Here is a 24,875-nt window from a genome sequence, read left to right on the forward strand (position 1 = left end):
TTTTAGTGGCATATTTTAGCGCGCCGTCATTGATGTCAAAATCCTCTCGCATCAGAGCGCGGCGCAGATCGCCGTCGCTTAAAATCGCCTCAAGCGCGCCTTTTTCGTCCACTAACAAAACGGTGCCGAGCTTTCCGTGCGTCATAACATCGATAGCTTGTTTTAGGCTGGCGTTACGTTTTGCGAGCGGCAAATTTTTACTTTGCATCACATCTTTTACTTTGACGAAAAGTCGCTTGCCCAGGCTGCCGCCGGGATGAAAATTTGCAAAATCCTCTTTGCCGAATCTACGCTGCCTCATCAAACAGATCGCTAACGCATCGCCTAACGCAAGTGTTAGCGTTGTAGAAACCGTCGGTGCGGCGCCTAGTGGGCAAGCCTCTTTGACGATATTCAGGCTTATGAACTCATCGCAAACCTTGCCGAGCGAGCTGTTTTTATCGCGCGCCATCGCGATGATCTTCACGCCGAAGCGTTTGAGGTGAGGTAAAATTCTAACCAGCTCCTCGCTCTCGCCGCTAAAACTGATCGCAAGCACCATATCGTCCTTGCCGATCATGCCCAAATCTCCGTGCAGTGCCTCGGTAGGGTGGACGAAAAACGACGGCGTGCCGGTGCTGGCAAGCGTCGCGGCGATCTTAACGCCTATATGACCACTCTTGCCCACGCCGGTGACGATTACCTTGCCCTTGCAAGCTAGGATCAAGTTTACGGCTCTCTCAATTTCGCCGCCGATGAGATCCACATGCCGCAAAAGCTCCGCTCCTTCGAGCCTTAGCACCTCTCGTGCCGTATCTAAAATTTCACTCATTCAACCTTCTTTTTAAAATTTGCCTTCATTTTGTGCCTCTTTACGCCGCGCCTAAATTTGCGCTAGCCAAAATTTCGCACCTTTGAAATTTGCGTCATAAAATTCTAATCTACAAAATCGCGCGCCGCCCTGCCTACTCGCCGCGGGCTTGCTATACGCTCCTTAAATTTCGCTTTACGCCGAAATTTTACGCTCAAATTTTACTTGCCGCTTTAAAATTTCGCGCTATAAGACCTGCTAATGCCACTTTGAAATTCCAACGCTCCAAAACTCACTCTCATCGCAAAATTTCACGCTCAATAGCTCATCCGCGCCATAAAATTTCACGCACCCGCGACACCACAAAGCAAGCCTTAAATCCATAAAATTTAGCCTCGTTACATCAGATAAATTACCGGCACGATGGTCGGATATTTTTTGATCTTTCTAAAGATGTGCTTTCGCACGGCCTGGCGAATCTTGCCCTCCAGCGCCCAGTGATCGAGCAAAATTTCATCTTTTAAATTTGCTAAAAACTGCTCGATGATGCCCTGCATCTCCTTGGTAAAGTGCGCCGTTTGATTATCGGCGACGAGCCCGTAGGTGATGACGCGCGTCTGGATGAGCCTCTTTTCGTTTTTGTCGATCTGCGCGATGATGACCGCGACGCCCGCATCGGCTAAATTTTGGCGGTGCTTGACGATCTCATCGGAGATCTGTTTGTTGATCTGGTTGTCGATGAAGACCTTGCCCGTCTTGACGGTCTTGACGCGCTTTAGATATTTTTCGCAAACCTCCATCTGATCGCCGTCGTTCATCAGATAGATATTTTTCTCCTCGATGCCGCACTCCATCGCGGTCTCTTTGTGCTTTACGATGTGATTATACTCGCCGTGCACGGGTAGGAAAAATTTTGGCTTTATCAAGCGCAGCATGAGTTTTTGCTCCTCGATCGAGGCGTGCCCGCTTACGTGTATCTCGCTGAAGTCCTGATACGCGACCTTTGCGCCGCTTTTTAGCAGGTAGTTAAGCACGGTCGAAACGCTGCTTTCGTTGCCGGGGATTGCTTTGGCGCTGATGATTACCTGATCGGTGGATTTAATCTTAATGTATTTGTGCTCGTCCGTCGCCATGCGATACAGCGCGCTCATCGTCTCTCCCTGCGAGCCGGTAGTAACGATTAAAACCTCATTATCGAGGTATTTGGAGACCTGATCGGCATCGACGAAGATCTTTTTGTCTAAATTTACGTAGCCAAGCTCCATCGCGGTAAATAAATTTCGCTCCATACTTCGTCCGATGACGCAAACCTTGCGGCCGTATTTTACGCCGCGCTCAATAGCCTGATAGACGCGGTGGATGTTTGAGCTGAAGGTGCTCATTATCACTCGCCCCTTACAGCTTGAGAATATCGTATCAAAGGTCTTGCCTACCGAGCTTTCGGACTTTGTGATCCCCTCTTTGTGCGAGTTTGTGCTATCGCTCATCAAAAGCATAACTCCGCGATCGCCGTAATACGCCAGGCGGTTTAGATCGGTCGGATAGCCGTCAATCGGCGTGTGATCGATCTTAAAATCGCCTGTGTGTATGATCGTGCCCGCTTTCGTCGTGATCGCAAGCGCGCTCGCATCGATAATCGAGTGAGTTATGTGGATAAACTCGACTTCAAAATCGCCGATCTGATAGAGCTGACGCTTCTGCACTGGGCGGAAGTAGCTACGCTCGGCTTTAAGGCCGTGCTCTTCAAATTTATTGCTTATCATTCCCAAAGGAAGCGGCGTAGCGTAGATCGGGAATTGAAATTCTTTGAAAAAATATGGCATCGCTCCGATATGATCCTCGTGTGCGTGGGTGATGAGGATGCCTTTGATCTTGTTTTTTATCTTGCGAACATAATCGAAGTCGGGGATTAAAATGTCCACGCCAAGCATACTCTCCTCCGGAAAGCTCATGCCCACATCGACGATGATCGCACTCGTATTGGTCTCAAAAACGGTCATATTCGCGCCGATCTCGCCCAGTCCGCCAAGCGGCGTGATACGCACCGTCTCATCGCTGCGATTAGCGTCTTTAAGCGGGTGCAGGCGCTCCTCGTGGATCAGCTTATTTTCCGCGATCGCCTCTTCCATCGCCTTTTGCCACGGCTCGTTGCCGGTGAGGCTCTTTGGCATATTTGAGCGTTTTTTATGCTTTTTCTTTTTCTGGGCGTCCATGGAGCTTGCATCGTCTGCGGCGCTAGAATTTGCGCCTTTTGTGCTATTAGCGCTCGGTTTCGCACGGCCGTCGCGGTTTAAATTTGAACCGCTTGCGCCGTTTTCGTTGCTTTTTGGATATACGCCTGCGAAATGCGCACCACTCGCGCCGTTCGAATGCACGGCGTTTGAACTGCCGTTTGACGAACCACCCGCAGAATTTGATCCCTTATGAGAGCCATTTTTTGAACCCTTTGAACGAGCGGAATTTTGCCCGTTTTTCGCGCCTTTATTTTTGCGAGAGCCGTTTTCGTGCTCGCTGCCGAATTCCACATCGCCCGCAGAGCCTTCGCTTGCGATAGATTTTTTTAGATTTTCCTTGCGTTTTTTATAGCGATTGCTTTTTTTGAGTCGTTCGACGCCGTTTTCATTTCTGTTTTCTTCCATCTTTTGCCTTTAAATTTTTAAAAATTTCTAAAAAAAGGGTGGAATTTAACTCGTGCGCCCGAACTGTAGGCGGAATTTTCAAATTTAAAAAGATCCCTTCGGCTAAGCCTCTATCAAATTTTGCGCTTAAATTTTTAATAAGCGTCTTTCGCGGCGCGCTGAAAGATACGCGCAAAAAGCTTTTAAATTTCTCGTATTCATCGAGATTTTGGAAGCGGGCGCAACTTTTTACGCCAAGATCATCTGCGTTTATCTCGGTGCCTGGCTTAAAATTTTTGCCTTTTACGAGCCTAATCACCGATGAGGTCACCTTTGGCGCAGGCTCGAAGCAGCCGGGCTCAACGTCGAATAGAAGCTCGCAGCCGCCCGCAAGATCGGCTAGGATCGAAAGGGTGCTAAAATCGCTCTGCCCTGCTCTAGCGCAGAATTTTAAAGCGACTTCCTTTTGGATCATCACCAAAAATCCGCCGCATAGCTCATCGTCGATCGCCTGCAAAATCATCTTTGTAGCGACGTAGTAGGGCAAATTTGCGACTAAAAAATATTCGCCGCGCTCAAGACCCCGCTCCTGCCGAATCCGCAAAGCATCGCCCAAAACGAGCTCAAGCTCGCCGCTAGCGATCTGCTGCGCAAATTTAGCGCTTAAAATTTGATATAAATCTTCATCTATCTCGAAACTTTTTAATCTGTAAAATTCCAAAAGCTTGCGAGTTAAATCACCTAAGCCAGCCCCGATTTCAACGACATTCTGTACGTTCTCGGGAATCGCTTGGATGATCTTGCTTAAAACGGCTTCGTCTTTCAAAAAATTTTGCCCGAACTCTTTTTTCGCCCTAATCATCGCAAGAGTCTAGCCAAATTTTACTTATAAAGTCATTATGTTAAGTAAAATTTGGCTAAAATCATAAAAAATTTTATTCCGAAGGGCTGCTTTGAATAGATTTGCAAAACGCATAATCCCGTGCCTAGACGTCAAAGATGGACGCGTGGTAAAGGGCGTAAATTTCGTAGGTCTCGTGGATGCGGGCGATCCGGTGCAGGTCGCCAAACGCTACAACGAGGAGGGCGCGGACGAGCTGTGCTTCCTTGACATCACGGCGTCGCATCTGGGGCGCGATACGATCGTGGATGTCGTGGAACGGGTCGCGCGCGAGCTTTTTATCCCGCTAACAGTAGGCGGCGGTATCCGTACGATCGACGATATCTCACGTCTGTTAAACGTCGGCTGCGATAAAATCAGCCTCAACTCAGCCGCAATAAAAAATCCAAATTTGATAGACGAAGCGGCAAATAAATTTGGCTCGCAGTGCGTCGTGGTCGCGATCGACGCAAAGAGGACGGGCGAGAGTTATAGCGTTTTTATAAACGGCGGTAGGCTAGATACCGGCAAAGATGCACTTGCCTGGGCAAAAGAGGCACAGGAGCGCGGTGCGGGCGAAATTTTACTCACGTCGATGGACTGCGACGGCGTTAAAAACGGTTTTGAGTTAAATTTGACGCGGATTTTTAGCGCGCTTGATATCCCTGTGATCGCAAGCGGCGGTGCTGGTAAAATAGAGCACTTTAAAGATGCATTTTTAGCGGGCGCAGACGCATGTCTGGCGGCGTCGATTTTTCACTTCAGAGAAATCGAAATCAAGGCACTAAAAGCGTATTTGCGAGAACAAAATATTGAAGTGAGACTGTAAATTTAGCCAGGTTTATACCGCAGGGTTGAAACTTAGCCGCCAAAGCGATCAAATAATTAATTTTATTTCAGCCTTTATTATCTTGCAAGTTTTTTGGCAAGCATTATTTTGCTAGGTAAAATTTATTCGTTTTAGCTAAATCATAAGCTTTTTTAAATACTTTTCCATCTTCTACCCGCCACCTGCACTGCTACCATTATGAAAGGTAAGAGTACAGCTCTCATAGATATTTGCTTAAATTGATTTTAATTTCACCCATACTTTACGACGAAAAAATTTCAAAATTTAGCCTTAAATTTATCGTCATTTTGCTATGATTAGTGAAAAATAATGAAAGCGTGAATGCGTAAATGATAATCTCTGCTGGACGAAATGAAATTTTTGATTTTGCCCTGCCCATGGGCGTAGGGCTAGTGGATATGAGTATAAATTTGACTAAATTTTTATGCGAAAATAGAAAAAATTTGCCGAGCGAGATCATTTTCGTGGGTTCTGCAGGGCTATATAAAGAAGGTGAAATTCTAAAAATTTATGAAAGCAGATCGGCTGTAAACTACGAGATATCAGCGCTTTATGGGCTTTCATATTCTCCGATTAGTTATGAAATTGCAGCTAGGAATTCTGCCGATGTTTCATATGAAACAATAACTAATAGCTCAAATTTTATCACGACCGATAAAAAATCTGCGCTAAAATTTTTTGAGCGAGGTTATTTTTTAGAGAATATGGAATTTTTTGCGGTTCTTAAGATAGCACAAAAATTTCAAATTCCCGCTTACGGAATTTTTTGTGCGACGAATTTTTGCAATTCAAATGCTCACGTAGATTTTTTAAAAAATCACGCCGCCGCAAAAGAAAATTTAACTAAATATCTAAAAACTAAGGCATTAATTTGAAAAATATCTTTGATTTTACGATAAAAGAGCTTGAAAATTTCGTCGAACCAAAATTTAGAGCCAAGCAAATTTACGAATGGATTTACAAAAAGAACGTGGACGACTTTGCACAAATGCTAAATCTACCAAAAGAGATCCGTCAAAGTTTAGCCCAAAATTTTTATTTAGACCCGCTTAAATGCGTCAGATCCGAAACAAGTAGCGATGGCAGTATCAAATACCTTTTCGCTCTCAAAGACGGCAAGACGATCGAAAGTGTCCTGCTGCCGATGAAGGATGAGCTGCGAGACGAAAACGAAAAGGTTATAAGACACGCGCGCTACTCAATCTGCGTAAGTTCGCAAGTGGGTTGCAAAATTGGCTGTAGCTTCTGCCTGACAGCAAAAGGTGGTTTCGTACGGAATTTAACTCCAGGCGAAATCGTGGCTCAAATTTGGCTCATCAAGAAAATGAACGCGATCCCGTACGAGCGCCGCGTCAATGTCGTATATATGGGGATGGGCGAACCGCTTAATAACCTAGACAACGTTGCCAAAGCTGTGCAAATTTTAAAAGAAAACGACGGACTCGCCATAGCGCCGCGTCGCCAAACGATAAGTACAAGCGGACTTTCTACGCAGATAAAAAAGCTTGGCGAAATGGATCTTGGCGTGCTGCTTGCAATCTCGCTGCATGCAGTGGATGACGAACTGCGTGAAAAACTAATGCCGATAAATCGCGCCTACAATATTGCATCGATCATGCAGGCGGTGCGTGAGTTCCCAATCGATCTGCGAAAACGCGTGATGTTTGAATATCTAATGATCGATGGGGTAAATGACCACTCAAGCGATGCCAAAACGCTAGTGAAGCTTCTACATGGCATCCGCGCAAAAGTAAATCTGATCTATTTTAATCCACACGAAGGCTCGAGCTTTGGCAGACCAAGCCCCGAAAATATGGTGAAATTCCAAGACTATCTATGCGCGCACGGTATTACCTGTACGATCCGCCAGAGCAAGGGGCCAGATATCAGTGCGGCGTGCGGACAGCTCAAGCAAAGAAACGAGCAAGGTAAAATTCCAGCTCAAAATGGCGTCAATATGGATAAAATTTTAAAAAGATAGAAAAAAATTCGGCGATTGTTTTCAAGCCGTAAGGCAGATCGGCAAAAAATTTATAAAGGAGTAGCAATGAACGCGCAAAAAATAATGGATGAGAACAGCATCTTCTTAGACAGATCGCTGCTTAAAAAATCCTAGATTACAAACGCTGAAATCATCCGCGAATTCCTTCTTATCTACCCTTAACATTTCGAATTTTCATAGAAATTAACAATTACAATCCAAGTCTCATGCCAATATCTTGCGATATTTCTATTGTTTGTTTTTGTTCTATGCTACGGTCTATGCCCAAACCAAGTACCCTCTTGCAATATTCCCCAAAAGAAGCAACTACCGTTTTGCTCCCTATGCTTGCTATCAATGCCGAGCTTTCTAAATTAATAGAGCTTCCCGCCCCGCCCTTTTGCTTAAATAGAAAATTAGCGTATTCGTCAAATTCTCTTTTAAATATTCCATATTCTTGATTGCATTTTTTAAAAGAATCAACATCGGATTTAAAATCTTTTATGCTACCGCCCAACTTATCTTGAAGCATCCAATATTTATGCGCTCTGAGCTCAAATTTACCGTAATTTTCGCTACCGAAAATAAATATATGAAACCCACCGTCTAGCCAAGTTGAATTATATGCTTTTATGGCCTTAGCGCTTTTTTCCCAATCTGCATATTTTCTCTTTTCTGAGGATAAATTCTCGAATGCCCTTTTAAACTCTATAAGTAAAAACTTCCCATTGTTATGTGTTAAGGCATCACATATTTTTTCTACATCACCATCAAGTGGAGCTATATCGATGTCCAACAAACACTGCTTTACAAAATAATACTCTACTGTTTTTTCCCACCACAACATTTTCATCCTTTATTCAAAATTACTAATATTCTAATTGTGAATTATAGCCATCGCAAAATAAAATCGTCTTAAAATTTTCAAATAACTACAGATGAGAAATTAATAAATTAAACGCCGTTGTAATCACAAAATTTTATAAAAACCAGCAAAAGCAAAATCCTGGTCATAAAAATAATCGCCGCCACCTCAAAATTTTATTGAGTTGCTTAAATTTTACCGATTTTCGCGAGATTATAAAACTCTCTTGCGGCATCGAATTTGCTTTTTATCTCATATCGCTCTCCGCCTAGTTCAAAGCAAATTGTATTCGCGTGCAGTAGTAATCTCGGCGCCCCTGTCGTTCTGATCCGCTCCGTCTCATCCATCTTTTTATCCAATATCCGCTCCGCTTGCTCTCGCGAAAGCCCATACAGCGGCTCTCCCAATATCGGCGCACCCGCGGCAAATAGATGCAGCCTGATCTGATGCTGCCTACCCGTCAGCGGATAACACTCGATCAGGCTAGCGTCCATGTCCTCAAAATATCGCAGCGGGCGTATCAGCGTGATCGCCTCCTTGCCATCGCGCGATATTTTCATGCGAATTTTAAGATCGGCAAACTCGTCGCTAGGGGCAATCGGAGCATCGATCACGAATCCCTCAAAATCCTTTAAAAATTTCAGTTTCTCGCTAAATTTTGCGTATTTTGCAGGCTCAAATTTTTTAAAATTTACGCAACCCATAGAAGTGGCTGGCAAAGATTTAGCCACAGATAAGGCACAAGGTTTATGTCCGTTATCCGCGCTACTCATCGCGATAGCGGGTTTAAGCTTATCACTCACGCCGCAGGATAAGTCATCAAATTCAAATCTACTGCCAACATCGCCAATAGGAGCGTCAGATTTAAATTTAGCCTGCGCTCTGTCAGATAGAGCATCGCACCACAATCCCCTACTCGCACTATCAGGTAAGGTATTAAATCCAAATTTATCGCCTGCTCCTTTTAGAGCTAGTGTATCGCGCAGATCCGACACGTTATCTGGTAAACTCACAGCATCACCCGCAAATTTTGATCCGCAAATTTCATCCGAGCCTAGCGCATAGCAATCCTCTATCTCGCCATTGCAAGCGGCACCTTGCAAGCTCTCCCTCAAATCTCCTCGTACGAGCGCTAGATAGCTTTTCATCACTCTACGCTGTTCGAAGCACTCTTTAAGCTCGCGCGCCGCGTCTTTATCCTTAGCAACGATAAGAATTCCGCTGGTTTCTAAATCAAGCCTATGCGCCACGCACGCATCCTGCCCGTATAGCGACCAGATCTCGTCATACATATTATAAGGCGAGTTGCGCCCGCTCGGGTGGCTAAGAATTCCACTCGGCTTGTCAAATGCCGCAAACGCATCGCACTCAAAGATCGGCTTCAGTCCGCGCGGCTCGCATTTGTAATCGATCAAAAAAATTTCTCCGTGCGCGACGGAGTTTTTATGCAAATTCTGATCCTCCGCATCGGTTACGCGATGCTTGTCACAGATGCGCTGCGCGGATTTCATATCGTATCCGAGGCTAAGCAGAATTTCATAAATTTTGCGTCCCTCAAAGCTTCCCAAGCTTCTTTTCTCATAACCCATATTAAACTTTCAGCCCCATTTTTATATAATTTTTGCCATCATTATACAAGAAATTCTAACCGAAAGGCTACTAAAATGGTCGAAAGATACGCAAGAAAAGAGATGTCTGAAAAATGGAGCTTGCAAGCCAAATACGACGCGTGGCTAAAAGTCGAGCTTGCGGCGGTTAAGGCGTGGAATAAACTAGGTCTAATAAGCGACTGCGATAAAGATAAAATTCTACAAAACGCAAGCTTTAAAATCGAGCGGATAGATGAGATCGAAAAGACCACCAAGCACGACGTGATTGCATTTCTAACGAGCGTGAGTGAGAGCCTTGGGCAGGAGAGTCGCTTCGTGCATTACGGAATGACTAGTAGTGACTGCATCGATACCGCCGTCGCGCTACAAATCAAAGAAAGCATGGAACTCATCATTGAGGATGTGCAAAATTTAAAAGCCGCGATAAAATCTCAAGCCATGAAGCATAAAATGACGCTGATGGTCGGGCGCAGCCACGGTATCCACGGCGAGCCGATCACTTTCGGACTCGTGCTTGCGGTCTGGTATGATGAGATAAATCGCGCGCTAGAGCTTTTGCAACACGCAAAAAGCGTCATCAGCTACGGCAAAATAAGCGGTGCGATGGGAAATTTCGCCCACGCTCCACTAGAGCTGGAAGAGCTGGTGTGCGAATATCTGGGGCTAAAGCCCGCTCCCGCGTCCAATCAAGTCATCCAGCGCGATCGCTACGCACAGGTGATGAGCGCACTTGCGATCCTAGCTTCCAGCTGCGAAAAGATCGCTATCGCAATCCGTCACTATCAACGCACAGAGGTTTATGAGGCGGAGGAATTTTTTAGCCCAGGTCAAAAGGGCAGCTCTGCGATGCCGCACAAACGAAATCCCGTGCTTAGCGAAAACGTAACTGGACTATGTCGTATGATCCGTAGCTTCGCAATACCCGCGATGGAGGATGTAGCACTATGGCACGAACGCGACATCAGCCATAGCTCGGTCGAGCGATTTATCCTCCCTGATGGCTTTATAACCGCCGATTTTATGCTAAATCGCTTGACGAGCTTGATCGAAAAACTGCTCGTATATCCCGAAAATATGATGAGAAATCTAAATTTAACCGGTGGACTCGTATTTTCGCAGCGCGTGCTACTAGAGCTGCCTAAACGAGGAGTTAGCAGAGAGGATGCCTATAAAATCGTGCAACGTAATGCAATGAAGGTCTGGGCGGATCTGCAAGAGGGCAAAAAAGCTATAGATGAGCAAGGGCATAGCCTGTTTTTGCAAAATCTGCTAGCAGATACAAAGCTACGAGAAAAGCTAAGCGAAAGCGAAATCAAAGAGTGCTTTGACTACGGATATTACACCAAAAACGTGGACGCGATTTTCGCTAGGGTTTTTGGCAAATAGCAGACACGTAGCTTGCTATTTTAAAGCTCCGAGCAAGCCTATAAAATATAGTGAGGCGGCTAGAAATTTATGTTTGCGCTAAAGCGCTTTAAAAACAGCGATTGAAATTTTAAAATTTTTACAAAGACAAAATTTTAGTAAAAGCACAGCGCTTGCGGATTAATCTGGTATCTAAATCCGCACGACCAGACACCACTGCTTTTACCGCGAATTTATAAAGGTAAAATTCTGTGCTTTCGACTAACCTTAAAATCGTAAAATTTAATGCTTTAAAACGGTAAAATTCTAAAATTCTTAGACGCAGTAATTTTAGAATTTTACCGCAAAATTTAAGTGCTAATCCCGAATATGTAAATGTGAGATTTCCATAAAGCAAACAGGACCAATTCGCCTCTAAATCAACTGCCATTAAAGCGCAATCCTTTTACGTGCTCGCTTAGCATTTTGCCTATGGCAACCAACCAAATTTTAATGATTTTATGGTGCTTCTGCGTTGGCTCAAGCTAGAGGTCGTGAGATATCCGAAGCAATTATGAAACAAATTTAAAGTGGCAAATGGAGACATTAATAAAATTCCGCTTTTTCAACTTGAAATTATAACGATTCTTAGAAAAAAGCGGATTGAGTAAAATTTCATAAATTCCATCAATTTAAGTGCTTACCAGATAGCACCAAAATACAAGCCAAGCATGTGTGAATATATTTGAATTTTGTATGTACGAGTGGATAAAATTTGACGTCTAGCACCGGCAGCACCCTTGATTATCATATAATTGCATCTGAATTGCTAGCAAATTTCGGATTAAACAATTCTGCGATTTGATGTCTAATAATTATTTGGAATTTAAAATGGATGGAGCGGGAGTTCGTTCGCTCCATCCTGCGCTAGCACGTTAGAATTTTTAAAATTTAAAGTTATACCCCATATAAATTCCATGGTTAGTCTCATATACCTTGTCTACGTCCTCTCCGAGTTTACTGGCCTTGTATCTCGTGTAGTCCGCCTTGTAGCCAAACTCGATCTCGTTATGCTCATCAAAGCTATATAAACCGCCCAGTCTTGCGCCGATTACCCAGCCAGGCAGAGTCTTTGAAAGCGAATCGCTGCTTCCGTCAGATTCGTCATATGAATAAATTTTATATTTCAAAAATGAAACCCCTGTATATGCGCCCGCTACGAGTTTAAAGCCGTTTACAATCTCAGGCGTAAAATCCCCGCCTATGAACAGGCTATGCTTGTTCCACTCGTGTTTAAATATGACGTCCTCCTCGTCAGTGCCAGTTTTCGAAGCTTTGAAATCATACAAGTACTCGCCGTACGCCCTAGCTATACCAAAATCATAGCCGCCTTTAAAGCCGAGCGCAGCCTGCCCCTTATTATCTTTATTTGTGCCAGAATCTTCCTCGTCAGACCATTTAGTAGTGATGCTGGATTTAAAAGAATAATCTCCCTCGATACCTAAAAATATCCCCTCGCCGAAGCTTGCGCTCGCGCACACTGCAGCAGCAAACGCCGCGATTAAAATTTTGTTTTTCACATTTTCTCCTTACAATTTATAATTTCGGGCTTTCCGCCGCCGCCGCTTTGCCATTTCATCGCTTGCTATCTTTAAGCATTTCCCGCCAGGTTTGCTTACAAGCGCATTTAAAATTTGTTGATTATAATATCCTTTTTTTGAAATTTCGATGAATTTCGCGACAAGACTTGGAATTTTATCTCACTCGCCTTGGATAAAATTCTATCTCGATTGCCAGCACGGAATTCGACGAAATTCTACGCCACCTCCCTTGGGCAGCTAGCAAATTTAAATGCCAGAGCCATTAAAAAATAATCTGTGATGAAATTTAAAGCGCTTATTTAGTTGTTCGTTTTTATGTATAATTTAAAATTTACACACGAGATAAGTGCCGTGTTACCGATAGTAACTGCACTTTTAAAAATTTAAGACGATTTGATTTGGAATTTATAAAATTCCCGCCTCATTTTTGTATCATAAGCCAAATCCAAAAAAGGAGTATCTATGGAAGAACACAAAGTGGAATTACGCAACTCCCGCTTACAAGGGCCGCTGGACTCAGACGTAGACGAGCTGGGTTTAGACAGGCTCACCGACACCGTGCCATTTCCTAAGCGCGGCGTCATCATTATGGCGATTGCCGCTGCAGTGGGCTTTGCTCTATATGCCGCGTTACCATTTGAGCCCAATGTCAAAAAAGGCCTTGCGCTACTTGCTTTCATTGCGATTATGTGGCTTACAGAGGCCGTGCATATCACGGTAACTGCGCTTATGGTGCCGGTGCTTGCGGTAGCTATCGGGCTTGGCAAATTCGCTAAAGATGGCACTTTCGCAGCTGCCACCATTAAAAGCACGCTTGCAAATTTTGCAAACCCTACGATCTTTACCTTTTTCGGCGGTTTTGCTCTGGCGACGGCTCTGCATATGCAAAAGCTAGATAAAAAGATCGCGATGTGGCTAATCGCCCGCGCAGGCGGTCGCTTGGGCGTGGCTGCGATTTTAATCTGCCTTGCTACGGCGATCCTTTCGATGTGGGTTTCAAATACCGCAACTGCTGCTATGATGCTTCCAATCGCGCTTGGAATTTGCGCCAATATGGACGAGAGCAAAGATCGCGGCACGCTCGTGTTTTTGCTTTTAGGCATCGCGTATTCTGCAAGCATCGGAGGTTTGGGCACGCTCGTGGGCTCGCCGCCAAATTTAATCGTGGCTCAAGCCTTGCACTACAGCTTCGCGGACTGGATGAAGGTAGGTTTGCCGCTAATGTGCGTGATGCTGCCAATAATGCTTGTGGTGCTTTATATAATTTTCAAGCCGAATTTAAGCCATAAAATAGAGATGGATCTGGAGCATATCCCTTGGACACGCGAGCGCATTATTACGATCGTCGTATTTGCTCTAACAGCGCTTGGCTGGATATTTTCGAAGCAAATTTCAGCTCTTGTGGGCTTTAAAGTGGACGATGCCTATGTAGCGATCTGCTCGGCAGTCGTAATCGTCATTCTAGGGCTTGCCAAATGGCACGACATCGCTGAAAACACCGAGTGGGGCGTGCTGCTGCTTTTTGGCGGCGGACTTACGCTAAGTGCGGTTTTAGGCGATTCCGGAGCTTCTAAGGTGCTTGGCGATCTAGTCGCGCATACTTTCGGTGGAGCGCCTACTTACATCGTACTTTTAGTAACAGCAGTTTTCATCATCTGCCTTACGGAATTTACGAGCAATACCGCCTCTGCTGCACTTTTAGTACCAGTATTTGCGGGAGTAGCGGCGCAAATGGGGCTACCGAAAGAAACTCTTACTATAGTAATCGGTGTGGGCGCAAGCTGCGCTTTCATAATGCCGGTAGCGACGCCGCCGAATGCTTTGGTCTTCGGAACGGGACGCATTCGCCAGGCGGAAATGGTACGAAGTGGCGGAATTCTAGCGATATTCTCCGCGTTTTTGGTTTCGGGATACGCGTATATTTTTTACTCGTAAAATTCCGTCAAAATTCTATAGTCCGGGTATCTGCTCGGACTAAATATATTTATAAGATATATTTTTAAACTCCTAAATTTTCGGAATTTTTATAAAAAAATTCTAATTTAATACTATTTTAATCAGTTATTTGTATAATACGCATATTTTATGGAAAGAAGAATTTATGGATTTTGATTTTATAGCTAAATTTAGCCCGATGTTCGTAAAGGCGGGAATTTTAACGCTGAAGCTCGCATTTTACGGGATTTTACTATCCATCATCATCGGTTTTATCTGCACACTGATAAAATATAAAAGATTGCCGCTGCTAAGCCCGCTTGTGAGCGCATATATCGAGCTGTCGCGCAATACTCCGCTTTTAATTCAGCTATTTTTTCTATACTACGGCCTACCGAAGCTGGGCGTTCAAATTTCTGGCTTTACCTGCGCGATCGTGGGGCTTGCGTTTTTGGGCGGAAGCTATATGAGCGAGAGCTTTAGGCTCGGTTTTGAGGCGATAAAAAAATCTCAGATCGAAAGCGCGATGAGCCTCGGTCTTAGTGAGGCTCAGATAGTCTTTTACGTCGTGCTGCCGCGCGCCTTTGCGATCGCCCTGCCCTCCATCAGCGCAAACATAATCTTTCTGCTTAAAGAAACTTCGATCGTTAGCATCGTAGCGCTCGCTGATCTCGTTTATGCCGCAAAGGACGTGATCGGGCTGTATTATAAGACCAACGAGGCGCTATTTATGCTAAGCGTTTCGTATCTGATCATAATCCTGCCGCTTTCACTAGCGCTTACACTGCTTGAAAAGCGCCTTGCATATATGAGAGGCTAGCGATGGAACTCTTAAGCGGCGAAAATTTAATTAGGCTTCTTGGCGGGCTCGGGCTCACGCTGCAAATCGCGCTCATTTCAATCGCGGTTTCGCTCGCTCTAGGCTTGGTGCTTGGAATTTTAATGGCTTCTGGGCGTAGAGCCTTATACATCCCGCTTAAAATTTGCCTAGAGATCGTGCGCATCATGCCGCCCATCGTTTGGCTATTTATCGTATATTTCGGCGCGAGCAAGGCATTTGGCATCCATATCTCAAATATCGCGGCTTCGATCATCGTCTTTAGCGTCTGGGGCATTTTTGAGATGATGGATCTGGTGCGCGGCGCCGTACTTAGCATCCCCAAGCATCAGTTTGAAAGCGCCGAAGCGCTCGCATTTAGCAGATCTCAAATTTATCTCTACGTGATCCTGCCGCTTGCGATGAGGCGCCTGGTACCCGCAACGATAAATTTATTCAGCAGGATGATAAAAACAACCTCGATCGCCGTACTAATCGGCGTCATCGAGCTCGTCAAGGTTGGACAGCAGATCATCGAAGTGAATGTCTTTCGCGACAATTACGCGCCGCTAATCATCTACGGAGCGATATTTTTCGTATATTTTTTGATCTGCTATCCGATCTCGGCGCTTTCGAAAAAACTAGAAAACAGGTGGAGCTGATGGAAATTTTAAAAATCGACAAAGTCAATAAATTTTACGGCGAGCTGCACGCGCTAAAGGACGTCAGTCTTAGCGTAGCGCAGGGTGAGGTCGTTGTGATCCTAGGCCCCAGCGGCTGCGGCAAAAGTACCCTACTTCGCACGATCAATGGGCTAGAGCCGGTACAAAGCGGGAATTTCATAATCGAGGGCGAGCGGATCGATCAAAATTTCAAAGAGTGGCGCAGGATCAGACAAAAGATCGGTATGGTCTTTCAAAGCTACGAGCTCTTCGATCATCTAAGCGTGCTGCACAACATAATCCTAGGCCCGATGAAGGTACAAAACGTCCCGAAAGAGGAGGCGATAACTCTAGCTCGCGAATGGCTAAAGATCGTAGGTCTTGCGGATAAGGAAAACTCCTACCCCAAAGAGCTTAGCGGCGGGCAGAAGCAGCGCATCGCAATCGTGCGAAGCCTTGTGATGAAGCCCAAGATCATGCTTTTTGACGAGGTTACCGCAGCGCTTGATCCCGAGATCGTGCGCGAGGTGCTAGACGTAATGCTAAATCTCGCCGAAGAGGGGCAGACGATGCTAATCGTAACGCACGAGATGGGCTTTGCGCGCGCCGTAGCCGATCGCATAGTTTTTATGGACGAGGGAAGCATCGTGGAGATTAACGAACCGGAGGGGTTCTTTACCGCTCCGAAGAGCGAGCGTGCGAAGAAATTTCTAAATATGTTCGAATTTAAAAAATAAATTTTAATAAAGGAGAAAAGATGAAAAAAACGCTAAGCACGCTTTTTATCTTAGGTGCGTTATTTTTCGCAGGTTGCAACGACGAGGGCAAAGGCTCCTCAAATTCCGCGCAAGGTTCCGCCGCGCCGCAAAGTTATATCGACGGGATTAAAAAGCGCGGCGTAGTAAGGATCGCGGTTTTCGGCGATAAGCCGCCGTTTGGCTACATCGACGAGACGGGTAAAAACGCGGGATATGATGTGTATTTTGCAAAACGCATCGCAAAGGAGCTTTTGGGCGATGAGAGCAAGGTGCAGTTCGTGCTCGTAGAGGCCGCCAATCGCGCGGAATTTTTAGCGTCGGATAAGGTCGATATCACGCTTGCAAATTTCACCGTCACGCCGGAGCGTAAAGAGGTCGTGGATTTCGCACTGCCGTATATGAAGGTAGCCCTTGGCGTCGCGAGCAAGGGCGGCGATATCACCGACGTTTCGCAGCTTAAAGATAAAACGCTTTTAATCAACAAAGGCACAACCGCGGATCTGTATTTTACGAAAAACCATCCCGAGATCAAGCTTTTAAAATTTGACCAAAATACCGAGACTTTCGGTGCAATGCTGGACGGCAGGGGTGATGCGATCGCGCATGATAATACGCTTTTGTTTGCGTGGACGAAGTCAAACCCTGGCTTTAAGGTGGGTATCCGCTCGCTGGGCGATCAGGACGTCATCGCGCCTGCGGTCAAAAAGGGCAACGACGAGCTTCGCAAATGGCTTGACGATCTAATCGTAAAGCTCGCGGACGAGAAATTTTTCCACGCCGACTACGATGCGACGCTAGCGCCGGTATACGGCGGCGACATCAAAGCTGACGACGTCGTAATCGAGGGCGGAAAGCTATAAATTTAGATTCGCCGTCTAGTTTAGCGGGGCGATCTTACTAAGCCCCGCAACCTTGCAGCGACGAGGCGTTATAGCTTTACCGAAACGGCGTCCATAAACGCCCATAGGCGGCGAGTGCTTTATAAGCTAGCTAAATTTATCGATCTAGCGGCAAAGCTTTGCTTCCGCATGACAGATTTAGCCGCGGAGTAAATTTAGCCGAGCCCAAACGCGGCCTAGCGCGACTCATCGCGGCAAAATTTAAGTCGCGCGCGGCGGCGTAAAATTTTAAGCAATAGTAGAATTCTAATGCAAACTGCTCGTGCGGTAAAAATTTTGCCGTGCGAGCAATGATAAATCGCAAGCGCCCGCTCGTTAAACGGATCGGGAATTTACAAAATTTTATCGGCTCAAGGCGGCTCGTAAATTCTGCGCGGCTAAATTTTCCGTACCGATTTAAGAGCCAAACGCACAATCTGCACAACGCATCCATTTCCACGCTCAGCTACACAGCGCATCTGTACCGCTCTAAGCCTACGATTCCGAGCACTTTGTCTGCATATCTGTGTATCGCCAGAGCCGTATGCAGCAGCCGCCTCTACCATTACTCCACAGCGCCGCCGCCCGCCTCATTCGCTCCAAATTTTGCGGTTCAAATTTAGCTCGCTCACGATACCCACAAGCGCGCCGATCTCATCTACGTAAAGCTCTATCGTGGCGTCCTGCTTTAGCGAGCAGTCGATTCTAGGCTCGAAATTATCGCGCCAGGTCTCGATTGCCACGTAAATTTTATCCTCCCTTAGCACCGCGTTTATCTGCGAGCCCAGTCTTAGATAAACCTCCGTCAGTCGCTGCATCAAAAGCGGTGTCAGAGCGTATCTCGCACCTACCTGATCGGTCGTATAGACGTCGAAAAACTCCTCAAATTTCACGTCGTCCATATTCGCTCGCTGCCCGTATTTGCGCAGATTTCGCGAGTTTTTGTGACACACCCGCACCTCGCAGTTAAGCCTTTTGTGAAAATCCGCGACGAAAAGCACTCCTTGAAATTTTACGTCGGTGCGAGTGCCGTTTTTGGTGCGCACCTTTTCAGCGGCATAAAAGTCGCTAAATCTCACGCGCACGCCCTGCACCTCCCCGCTCATCATATCCTCGCTCGATTGCTCGTTTATGTAGCAGTCGTAAATTTCAAAAAACTCATCTGCTGTAAGCCCGTCACTTTCATCATAGCTAAGTCCGAAGTTTTTTGCGATGCTCGCGACGACCCTGTTTTTAAAATTTGATCTGAAATTCCGTCTTTTGCTCGCCGTTAAAAGAGCGCTCACGACGCCGTAAACAGCTACGCCGAAAAATACGCCGGCCGCCACTTCGCCCCAAAAGCGCGCCACTAGTGCGCCCACGCCGGTCCCTACGACAGCGGCGATGATGTTGGCCTTTTTCACCGCTTTTTGCAGCGCCGCGCGCTCATCCTCTAGGCTCTGCAGATCGGCTAGAAAGTTAAATTTTGACTGGGTTGCGCCGCCTTTCTCGCTCCCACCCTCGCCCGCTTCAGCTTTTAATACTTGCCCCCTCTTTTGCGTCGGCGCTTAAAATTTGCCCATCTTGCGCTGCGCCCTGCCCTAGCACGCCCCTGTCTTGCGCCGTATCAAAGCCACTAAATTTATCAAAATTTGCGCGCTGTGCGCCCTCGTTTTTGCCAAAGCTTAAACTGTAAAATAGACGGTAAAGCAGCCCGTTTAAAACCGGGAAGATGATGAAAAGCGCGACTATGAGCCAGTTTGTATCAAACGAGACGGGCTCCGCCCTGGTATTCAAAAATACATAGAGTCCGACTAGCAACAGGGTTATCAAAAATGAGATGAGCCTGCTAAGGCGCGCGAGCTTTTCGCGCCGTTTTTCAAGCAGGTAAAGCTCCTCCAGATCGCCGTTTCTATCCATAATCCGCCTTCTGTAGCTCATTTAAGCGCCGGTTTATTTGCCGCACGCCAAATTTAAACGTTTGCGCGCCGCCGCCTGATCGCCGCTAAATTTAGCGCAAAACTCGCGCCCTGTCGCAAAATTTTAAAATTTTATCCGCCGCTTTAAATTTGGCCGCTATAAAATTTTAAATTTCGTCCTTGCCGCGCCGCAGTTCGTTTAATGCGGGCAAATCTTTAGCGCCTCTTTCAGCCGCCCTAGCCCGTCTTTTAGCAGCGCCCTAGAGGTCGCGATATTTAGGCGCAAAAATTTCTCACCGCCCTTGCCGTATTGCGCGCCGCAGGAGAGATACAGCCCCGTTTTTTCGCGGATGAAGCGCGCAAGCTCCGCGCTATCCTGCGTGTAAGCACCCGCATCAAGCCACATCAGATAGGTCGCATCTTGCGGCACGACGTGCACCTGCGGAAGCTCGCGCGCGATAAATTCCGCCGCGAATTTGCGATTTTCGCTGAGGTATTCGCGCAGTGCGTCCAGCCACGGCGCACCCTTCTTAAATGCGGCGATCGCGCCCTGGACGCCGAAAAAATTCGGCTCGGCGATGTCGTCGGAATTTAGCGCCTTTGAAATTTTATGACGCAAGCGATTATCTGCGGCAAAGACCGCCGCGCTTTGCAGCCCTGCGATGTTAAACGCCTTGGTTGGTGCGATTATGTTGGCCGAAATCCTCTCGCAAGTCTTACTTGCCGCAGCAAATGGCGTGTAACGCACGCCCGGCTCGGTCAGATCGCAATGCACCTCGTCGCTAAGCACCGTCACGCCGTGCTTCTCGCACAGTTCGCCGATGCGGGCGAGATCGTCCCTGCTAAAGGTGCGACCGACCGGATTGTGCGGGTTGCAAAGGATAAAAAGCGTCGTCTGCGGATCGGCGAGCTTAGCCTGTAGATCCTCCCAATCGATGCTATAATCGCCGCTAGCGTAGGCAAGTTCGTTTTCTACCAGCACGCGGGCGGCGTTTTTGATGCAGTAGTAAAAGCAGTTGTAAACGGGGCTCATCAGCAGCACGTTTTCGGCGGGCGAAGTAAGCTTGCGGATGATCGAGTCAACCGCGGGCAGCGTGCCGTCGGCATAGATCAGCCACTCCTTTTGGATTTCATAATCGTGGCGCGCAAGCCACCAGCCTTGATACGCGCTGCGCCACTCATCATCGATAATCGAATAGCCCAAAACTCGCTCATTTAGCCGCTTTTGCAGAGCCTCGATAATTTCGGGCGCTACGGCAAAGTCCATATCCGCGACCCACATCGGAAGCTCATTCTCGCCTACGTCCCATTTAAGCGACTTCGTGCCGCGGCGGTTCGGCAGGGTGTCAAAGTCGTATTTCTCCTTGCCACTTATAAAATCAAAAAGTCCCATCTTACGCCCTTAATTCAGTAATGATTTCAGTTTTAGACGCGTCCGTTGCGCCATCTAGGATCAGCTCGCCGATGTTTGCCGCGCGGATTAGCCCGCTGCTTGGATTTTTGACGCTATCGATTGCGCCTTTTATCTCGGCACGGACGTCGCTGTATTCAAACGCCAGCGTCGTATTTATGAGCTCGCAGTCTTGCAGGCGCAAATTTTGCATATAGCAAAAGCCCTGCAGGCTCTCGATCTTGCAGTTTCGCAGCGTCACGTTTTTGGAATTCCAGCCGAAGTATTCGCCCGCGATGAAGCAGTCTTCGACCACGATATTTTCGCAGTTCCAAAACGCGTCCTTGGATAGGAGCTTGGAGTTTTTAATCGTTACGTTTCTGCAGCCGTCAAAGCAGTAATCTCCGAAGAGCGATAGATTTTCAATACTTAAGTTTTCGCAATCAAGCCCGAAATACGCGCCCTTTGCGGTAACGTTTTTAAGCGACACGTCGCTGCAGTGCCACAAGGTCTCTTGCGCATCAGCAAATTCTACGTTTTGCAGCGCGGCGTCTTTTACGCGGCGAAGCCCCTTGGGCGCGCCGTAGAGGCAGTCTTTTAGCACCACGCCGCGGCTATACCAGATCCCTGCGCGCGCGATCTCGTCGAAGAAGCAGTCCTGTGCGCGGATATTTTCGGCGTACCAAAACGGATATTTCCACTCAAATTTACAGTTTTCCGCGACGATATTTGCGCTGTGTTTTAGCGGCGATTCGCCCTCGCCGAAGACGGAATTTTCGATCCGCAGATCCTTTGCGCCGAACAGCGCGCGCTCGCCGCTAAAGTGCTTTTGTCTTAATATTTGCATGGCTTTCCTTAGATTTAAAATTTGCTTCAGATTATACAAGGAATTTCAAAATTCCGCATAGATTAGGCGTATGAAACGCAAGCGAATTTTAAAAATTTTAAAATTTAAAGGCGGCGAAGGGCTAAATTTGACGCGCCTCGGTAGTGGTTACGAAACATATACAGCGAATGCGCGGCAAATAGCCGCGCGCTTATAAGAAGTCAATGGTGCGCTTGCAAAATGCCCATAAGTGCGCCTAGGTAGCTACGGTTAGCCGCGTATTCGCGCAGGCGCCCATATCTGCCCGCGACGTGCGTCGCCCAAAAGACGCATAAAATTTATCGCGAGCGGCGTTTTAAAATTTATAAAATTTTCTCCGAGCAACGTGTAAATTTTAGCAGACGTCGCAAAGAAGCGTAAAATTTTATACCATATTGCAACGGGGCGCGTCTAATGCTCGTGGTGGTGCAAGTGCGTGTCTTCGCCGCGGTCTCGATCTGTAGCACGCTTTCGCAGATCAAAATACACAAAAAGCCCGCTAGGCTCGCTATCCTCGTAAATTTCAAGTTTGTAGCGCATTACGGCGTGCGTGCACACTGCAACATCAAGCGTCGCTTCATAGCCGTCTGCGCTGCGCTTTAGCGGGAATTCCGCATTGCCCATATTCATACTCACGCCCGAAATTTTAACGCTCGGATTTTTCAGCTCACGCGAAATTCCGCTTATTTTTAGCTCATTTGCTCCAGCTTCGATCGGATGGCGCGCCACGCTAAAGAGCGCCTTCTGCCCGCCGGCGTTAGTCTCGCAGTCCTGTGCGGCTAGATTGCAGCCCAGACGCGTCCTTATATCCTTAAATAATGCATCGCTCTCATCCGCGCCAAATCCTAAAGTAGCGGCGAAAATCAAGCTAAAACGTAGAGCCTTTATCATGATGATCCTTTGTAAATGAAATTTGTGCGCAATTTTAGCAGAAAATTCCGCGCCTATTAAAAATATTTATTAAAATTTTAGCTAAAATAACGATATCTTCTACGAAAGGATGAAAAATGGCTGAGTTTTTAATCAAAAACGCCAAAGACGGCTGCAAATTCGATCTACTTTATGACGGGCACGTACTGTGCACCTCCGAGGTTTACACGAGCAAGGCCGCTTGCAAAAACGGCATCGAAAGCGTCGTAAAAAACGCCGCGCTAAATAAGATCGAGGATCAAATCGCAGGCGGCGAGAAGCTAAACAATCCGAAATTTGAGCTTTACACCGATAAAGCAGGCAAGGTTCGCTTCCGCCTAACGGCCAGCAACGGACAGATCATCGCGGTTAGCAAAGATTTTGAAGCCAAAGCGGACGCTCTAAAAGTAATAGAGCTTATCGTAAAACAGGCTGCGAAAGCCAAGATCAAGGAGGCGTAAATGGACATAAACGGACTTGTAAATATGGTCTCCGCGCTCAAAAGCGATGATAAAAATTTAAGAGAATTTCAAAGCGGCCCGGTCGCTTTTATCGAAAAATTTCTAGGCGTGGACCTGCCCGACGATCAGATAAATGCGATAATTGCGGGCATCAGCTCAAATTTTTTAAGCAAAAACGAAAGCGGCGGATCTAGCTCGCTAGGCTCGATGCTGGGCGGACTTTTGGGCGGCGGCGAGGACGTGCAAGCAAACGCCGTCGATAACAAAGGCGTGGATTTTAGCGCGCTGATCGGTAAAATCGCAAGTGCCAAGCTTGACGTAAATGGCGACGGTAAAATCGATATCAACGACGCAAGCAGCTTTTTGGGCGATCTTTTAGGAGGCAGCGCAAACGGCGAAGATAAGGGGTTAAATTTAGGCAGCCTGCTAAAAACGTTTAAAATTTAAACGAGGCTAAATTTAAAATGCAGGCCGGATTTTGCGCGACGATGTTTAAATTTGCGCGCGCTATTTTAATCCGCGCCTGCGCACTACAGCGCTAGCGTGGAAGGTCTAATTTACGCTGCATTGCGCGTAAAACCTCGCATTAAAGCGAGATGGACTTAAATTTAAAGCAAAAAGGCATTGAATTTAAGCCGCTTCTTTGCGGCGTTTTGTTTATGGCAGCTTGGCAGAGCGCCCTGCTCCGCTCTTTTGATCGTCCATATTGAGCCAAAATAACCACAAACTTTGCTTTAGATTTTATATTTGCTCTTTAACGTCCGCTTTAAATTTAGTCGCTCTTTGGCTCGGTTTTATTTTGCTACCCATTCAAATTCCCACGTAGCGCGCCATAGCATGCCATTAAATTTTAAAAACGGCTATAAATTAAGCGCGAAAGAGTTCGCCTAAAAAGGATATATTTTCTTTCTATTTACTGTTTAGGTAGTATAATCGTTCTTGTCCGACAAGATAAAACCTCCTTTTTGTATGAAGCCCGAGTTTAAAAGCTCGGGCTTTTTTTATGCCCGAAATTCTGCTATAATCCCGCCAAAAACTGCAAGGAAATTTTATGCTTACACATATCGACGAAAATAATATGCCTCGCATGGTAGATGTCGGCGCCAAGGACGAGAGCGAGCGCGTAGCCACCGCGAGCGGCATCATACGAATGAGCGCGGAGGCGTTTGCCGCCGTTAAGCAAAACACGGCCAAAAAAGGCCCCGTGCTTCAGACTGCCGTCGTTGCCGCGATAATGGGCGCCAAAAAGACGAGCGAATTAATACCAATGACTCATCCGCTTACGATTACTTCGATTAAAACGGATATTGAGGAGCTTGCGAGCGAGTGCGCATTTAAGCTTTTCGTAACTGTAAAAATCACGGGCAAAACGGGCGTCGAGATGGAAGCGCTAACGGGCGTGAGCGTGGGGCTGCTGACGATTTACGATATGCTAAAAGCGATAGATAAGTCGATGCAGATCACCGACGTCGTGCTGCAGCGCAAAGAGGGGGGCAAGAGTGGCGCGTATATTAGGGGCTGAAAAGCCAAAAATCGACTATCCGCTCTTTTGGGAATACAAAATCATCCTTGACGCAAGCACCCAAAAGCGCGAGCAGATCGATGAAATTTTAAAGGGCGAAAATTACAAAATAGACTTTTCGCGCTTTTCAAACGGCGGCAAATATATGAGCTTCAACGTAAGCGTTTTCGTTAAAGACGACTTGCATCGAAACGAAATTTTCGAGCGCTTAAAAGTCCACTTTAAATATGTATTGTGACAG

26 protein-coding genes are annotated in these 24,875 nt (G+C 46.5%); 13 read left to right on the plus strand and 13 right to left on the minus strand.

Features of this window, described 5'->3' with window-relative positions; all coding sequences use genetic code 11:
* From QZ176_RS07995 to rsmA, 4 genes are all read right to left on the minus strand, one after another.
* Nucleotides 1-811: KpsF/GutQ family sugar-phosphate isomerase (locus QZ176_RS07995; RefSeq protein WP_295152631.1), on the minus strand; the 811-nt coding region annotated here is incomplete at its 3' end.
* Between the two features lie 237 nt (nucleotides 812-1,048).
* Nucleotides 1,049-1,174 (minus strand): hypothetical protein, encoded by a 126-nt coding sequence (locus QZ176_RS08000; RefSeq protein ID WP_295152633.1) that lies wholly within the window; start codon nucleotides 1,172-1,174, stop codon nucleotides 1,049-1,051.
* A 14-nt stretch (nucleotides 1,175-1,188) separates the two neighbouring features.
* Entirely contained in the window at nucleotides 1,189-3,429 is a 2,241-nt protein-coding gene (locus tag QZ176_RS08005; RefSeq protein WP_295152635.1) for a ribonuclease J, read from the minus strand.
* On the minus strand, nucleotides 3,410-4,270 hold the full coding sequence (rsmA, locus tag QZ176_RS08010; protein WP_295152636.1) for a 16S rRNA (adenine(1518)-N(6)/adenine(1519)-N(6))-dimethyltransferase RsmA: 861 nt from the start codon (nucleotides 4,268-4,270) through the stop codon (nucleotides 3,410-3,412). The genes QZ176_RS08005 and rsmA overlap by 20 nt, the downstream gene beginning before the upstream one ends.
* 91 nt (nucleotides 4,271-4,361) lie before the next feature.
* On the opposite strand from rsmA, the gene hisF reads away from it, so the two are divergent.
* From hisF to rlmN, 3 genes are all read left to right on the plus strand, one after another.
* Nucleotides 4,362-5,117 carry an imidazole glycerol phosphate synthase subunit HisF gene (gene hisF, locus QZ176_RS08015; protein ID WP_295152638.1) on the plus strand — a complete coding sequence of 252 codons (756 nt, stop codon included), beginning with the start codon at nucleotides 4,362-4,364 and terminating at the stop codon, nucleotides 5,115-5,117.
* A gap of 350 nt (nucleotides 5,118-5,467) precedes the next feature.
* A complete protein-coding gene (locus tag QZ176_RS08020) occupies nucleotides 5,468-6,013 on the plus strand; it encodes a purine-nucleoside phosphorylase (protein WP_295152640.1) in 546 nt (181 codons plus the stop codon).
* Nucleotides 6,010-7,119 carry a 23S rRNA (adenine(2503)-C(2))-methyltransferase RlmN gene (rlmN, locus tag QZ176_RS08025; RefSeq protein WP_295152642.1) on the plus strand — a complete coding sequence of 370 codons (1,110 nt, stop codon included), beginning with the start codon at nucleotides 6,010-6,012 and terminating at the stop codon, nucleotides 7,117-7,119. The genes QZ176_RS08020 and rlmN overlap by 4 nt, the downstream gene beginning before the upstream one ends.
* A 211-nt stretch (nucleotides 7,120-7,330) precedes the next feature.
* Here the strand turns inward: rlmN and QZ176_RS08030 are convergent, their stop codons facing one another.
* Together QZ176_RS08030 and QZ176_RS08035 are read right to left on the minus strand one after the other, a co-directional pair.
* Nucleotides 7,331-7,966 carry a hypothetical protein gene (locus QZ176_RS08030; protein ID WP_295152644.1) on the minus strand — a complete coding sequence of 212 codons (636 nt, stop codon included), beginning with the start codon at nucleotides 7,964-7,966 and terminating at the stop codon, nucleotides 7,331-7,333.
* Between the two features lie 206 nt (nucleotides 7,967-8,172).
* The gene (locus QZ176_RS08035; RefSeq protein ID WP_295152646.1) at nucleotides 8,173-9,573 is read right to left on the minus strand and encodes an RluA family pseudouridine synthase; all 1,401 of its coding nucleotides are present in this window, start codon (nucleotides 9,571-9,573) and stop codon (nucleotides 8,173-8,175) included.
* Nucleotides 9,574-9,648: 75 nt separating this feature from the next.
* On the opposite strand from QZ176_RS08035, the gene purB reads away from it, so the two are divergent.
* Nucleotides 9,649-10,980 carry an adenylosuccinate lyase gene (purB, locus tag QZ176_RS08040; protein WP_295152648.1) on the plus strand — a complete coding sequence of 444 codons (1,332 nt, stop codon included), beginning with the start codon at nucleotides 9,649-9,651 and terminating at the stop codon, nucleotides 10,978-10,980.
* A gap of 118 nt (nucleotides 10,981-11,098) precedes the next feature.
* Here the strand turns inward: purB and QZ176_RS08045 are convergent, their stop codons facing one another.
* Nucleotides 11,099-11,389 (minus strand): hypothetical protein, encoded by a 291-nt coding sequence (locus QZ176_RS08045; protein ID WP_295152649.1) that lies wholly within the window; start codon nucleotides 11,387-11,389, stop codon nucleotides 11,099-11,101.
* 493 nt (nucleotides 11,390-11,882) lie between these two features.
* On the minus strand, nucleotides 11,883-12,518 hold the full coding sequence (locus tag QZ176_RS08050) for a hypothetical protein (protein WP_295152651.1): 636 nt from the start codon (nucleotides 12,516-12,518) through the stop codon (nucleotides 11,883-11,885).
* A 609-nt stretch (nucleotides 12,519-13,127) separates the two neighbouring features.
* Here QZ176_RS08050 and QZ176_RS08055 point away from each other — a divergent pair.
* From QZ176_RS08055 to QZ176_RS08075, 5 genes are all read left to right on the plus strand, one after another.
* A complete protein-coding gene (locus QZ176_RS08055) occupies nucleotides 13,128-14,474 on the plus strand; it encodes a DASS family sodium-coupled anion symporter (RefSeq protein ID WP_295152685.1) in 1,347 nt (448 codons plus the stop codon).
* A gap of 166 nt (nucleotides 14,475-14,640) precedes the next feature.
* On the plus strand, nucleotides 14,641-15,294 hold the full coding sequence (locus QZ176_RS08060) for an amino acid ABC transporter permease (RefSeq protein WP_291938807.1): 654 nt from the start codon (nucleotides 14,641-14,643) through the stop codon (nucleotides 15,292-15,294).
* Between the two features lie 2 nt (nucleotides 15,295-15,296).
* Nucleotides 15,297-15,953, plus strand: coding sequence for an amino acid ABC transporter permease (locus QZ176_RS08065; protein WP_295152654.1), 657 nt, complete (start codon nucleotides 15,297-15,299; stop codon nucleotides 15,951-15,953).
* Nucleotides 15,953-16,690 (plus strand): amino acid ABC transporter ATP-binding protein, encoded by a 738-nt coding sequence (locus QZ176_RS08070; protein WP_295152658.1) that lies wholly within the window; start codon nucleotides 15,953-15,955, stop codon nucleotides 16,688-16,690. Before QZ176_RS08065 ends, QZ176_RS08070 begins: the two co-directional genes overlap by 1 nt.
* 20 nt (nucleotides 16,691-16,710) lie before the next feature.
* Complete coding sequence (locus tag QZ176_RS08075; RefSeq protein ID WP_295152660.1) at nucleotides 16,711-17,571, plus strand: cysteine ABC transporter substrate-binding protein; 861 nt, start codon at nucleotides 16,711-16,713, stop codon at nucleotides 17,569-17,571.
* A 608-nt stretch (nucleotides 17,572-18,179) separates the two neighbouring features.
* Here QZ176_RS08075 and QZ176_RS08080 read toward each other — a convergent pair.
* The 5 genes from QZ176_RS08080 to QZ176_RS08100 all read right to left on the minus strand — a co-directional run bounded on the left by QZ176_RS08080 (nucleotide 18,180) and on the right by QZ176_RS08100 (nucleotide 22,633).
* Nucleotides 18,180-18,992: a DUF3137 domain-containing protein gene (locus tag QZ176_RS08080; protein ID WP_295152661.1), complete on the minus strand. Its 813-nt coding sequence runs from the start codon at nucleotides 18,990-18,992 to the stop codon at nucleotides 18,180-18,182.
* 106 nt (nucleotides 18,993-19,098) lie between these two features.
* The gene (locus tag QZ176_RS08085) at nucleotides 19,099-19,488 is read right to left on the minus strand and encodes a hypothetical protein (protein WP_295152662.1); all 390 of its coding nucleotides are present in this window, start codon (nucleotides 19,486-19,488) and stop codon (nucleotides 19,099-19,101) included.
* A 198-nt stretch (nucleotides 19,489-19,686) separates the two neighbouring features.
* Entirely contained in the window at nucleotides 19,687-20,880 is a 1,194-nt protein-coding gene (locus QZ176_RS08090) for a MalY/PatB family protein (RefSeq protein WP_295152663.1), read from the minus strand.
* Nucleotide 20,881: 1 nt separating this feature from the next.
* The gene (locus QZ176_RS08095) at nucleotides 20,882-21,724 is read right to left on the minus strand and encodes a DUF3737 family protein (protein WP_295152664.1); all 843 of its coding nucleotides are present in this window, start codon (nucleotides 21,722-21,724) and stop codon (nucleotides 20,882-20,884) included.
* 429 nt (nucleotides 21,725-22,153) lie between these two features.
* The gene (locus QZ176_RS08100; protein WP_295152666.1) at nucleotides 22,154-22,633 is read right to left on the minus strand and encodes a hypothetical protein; all 480 of its coding nucleotides are present in this window, start codon (nucleotides 22,631-22,633) and stop codon (nucleotides 22,154-22,156) included.
* A 116-nt stretch (nucleotides 22,634-22,749) separates the two neighbouring features.
* Here QZ176_RS08100 and QZ176_RS08105 point away from each other — a divergent pair, with 116 nt between their 5' ends.
* From QZ176_RS08105 to QZ176_RS08120, 4 genes are all read left to right on the plus strand, one after another.
* Nucleotides 22,750-23,112 carry a YegP family protein gene (locus QZ176_RS08105; protein WP_295152668.1) on the plus strand — a complete coding sequence of 121 codons (363 nt, stop codon included), beginning with the start codon at nucleotides 22,750-22,752 and terminating at the stop codon, nucleotides 23,110-23,112.
* Entirely contained in the window at nucleotides 23,113-23,559 is a 447-nt protein-coding gene (locus tag QZ176_RS08110; RefSeq protein WP_295152670.1) for a hypothetical protein, read from the plus strand.
* A 604-nt stretch (nucleotides 23,560-24,163) separates the two neighbouring features.
* Entirely contained in the window at nucleotides 24,164-24,634 is a 471-nt protein-coding gene (gene moaC / locus QZ176_RS08115; protein ID WP_295152672.1) for a cyclic pyranopterin monophosphate synthase MoaC, read from the plus strand.
* Nucleotides 24,612-24,872, plus strand: coding sequence for a DUF493 domain-containing protein (locus QZ176_RS08120; protein ID WP_295152674.1), 261 nt, complete (start codon nucleotides 24,612-24,614; stop codon nucleotides 24,870-24,872). Before moaC ends, QZ176_RS08120 begins: the two co-directional genes overlap by 23 nt.
* Nucleotides 24,873-24,875 lie beyond the last annotated feature (3 nt).

The organism is uncultured Campylobacter sp., assembly GCF_905373215.1.
Taxonomy (GTDB): domain Bacteria; phylum Campylobacterota; class Campylobacteria; order Campylobacterales; family Campylobacteraceae; genus Campylobacter_B.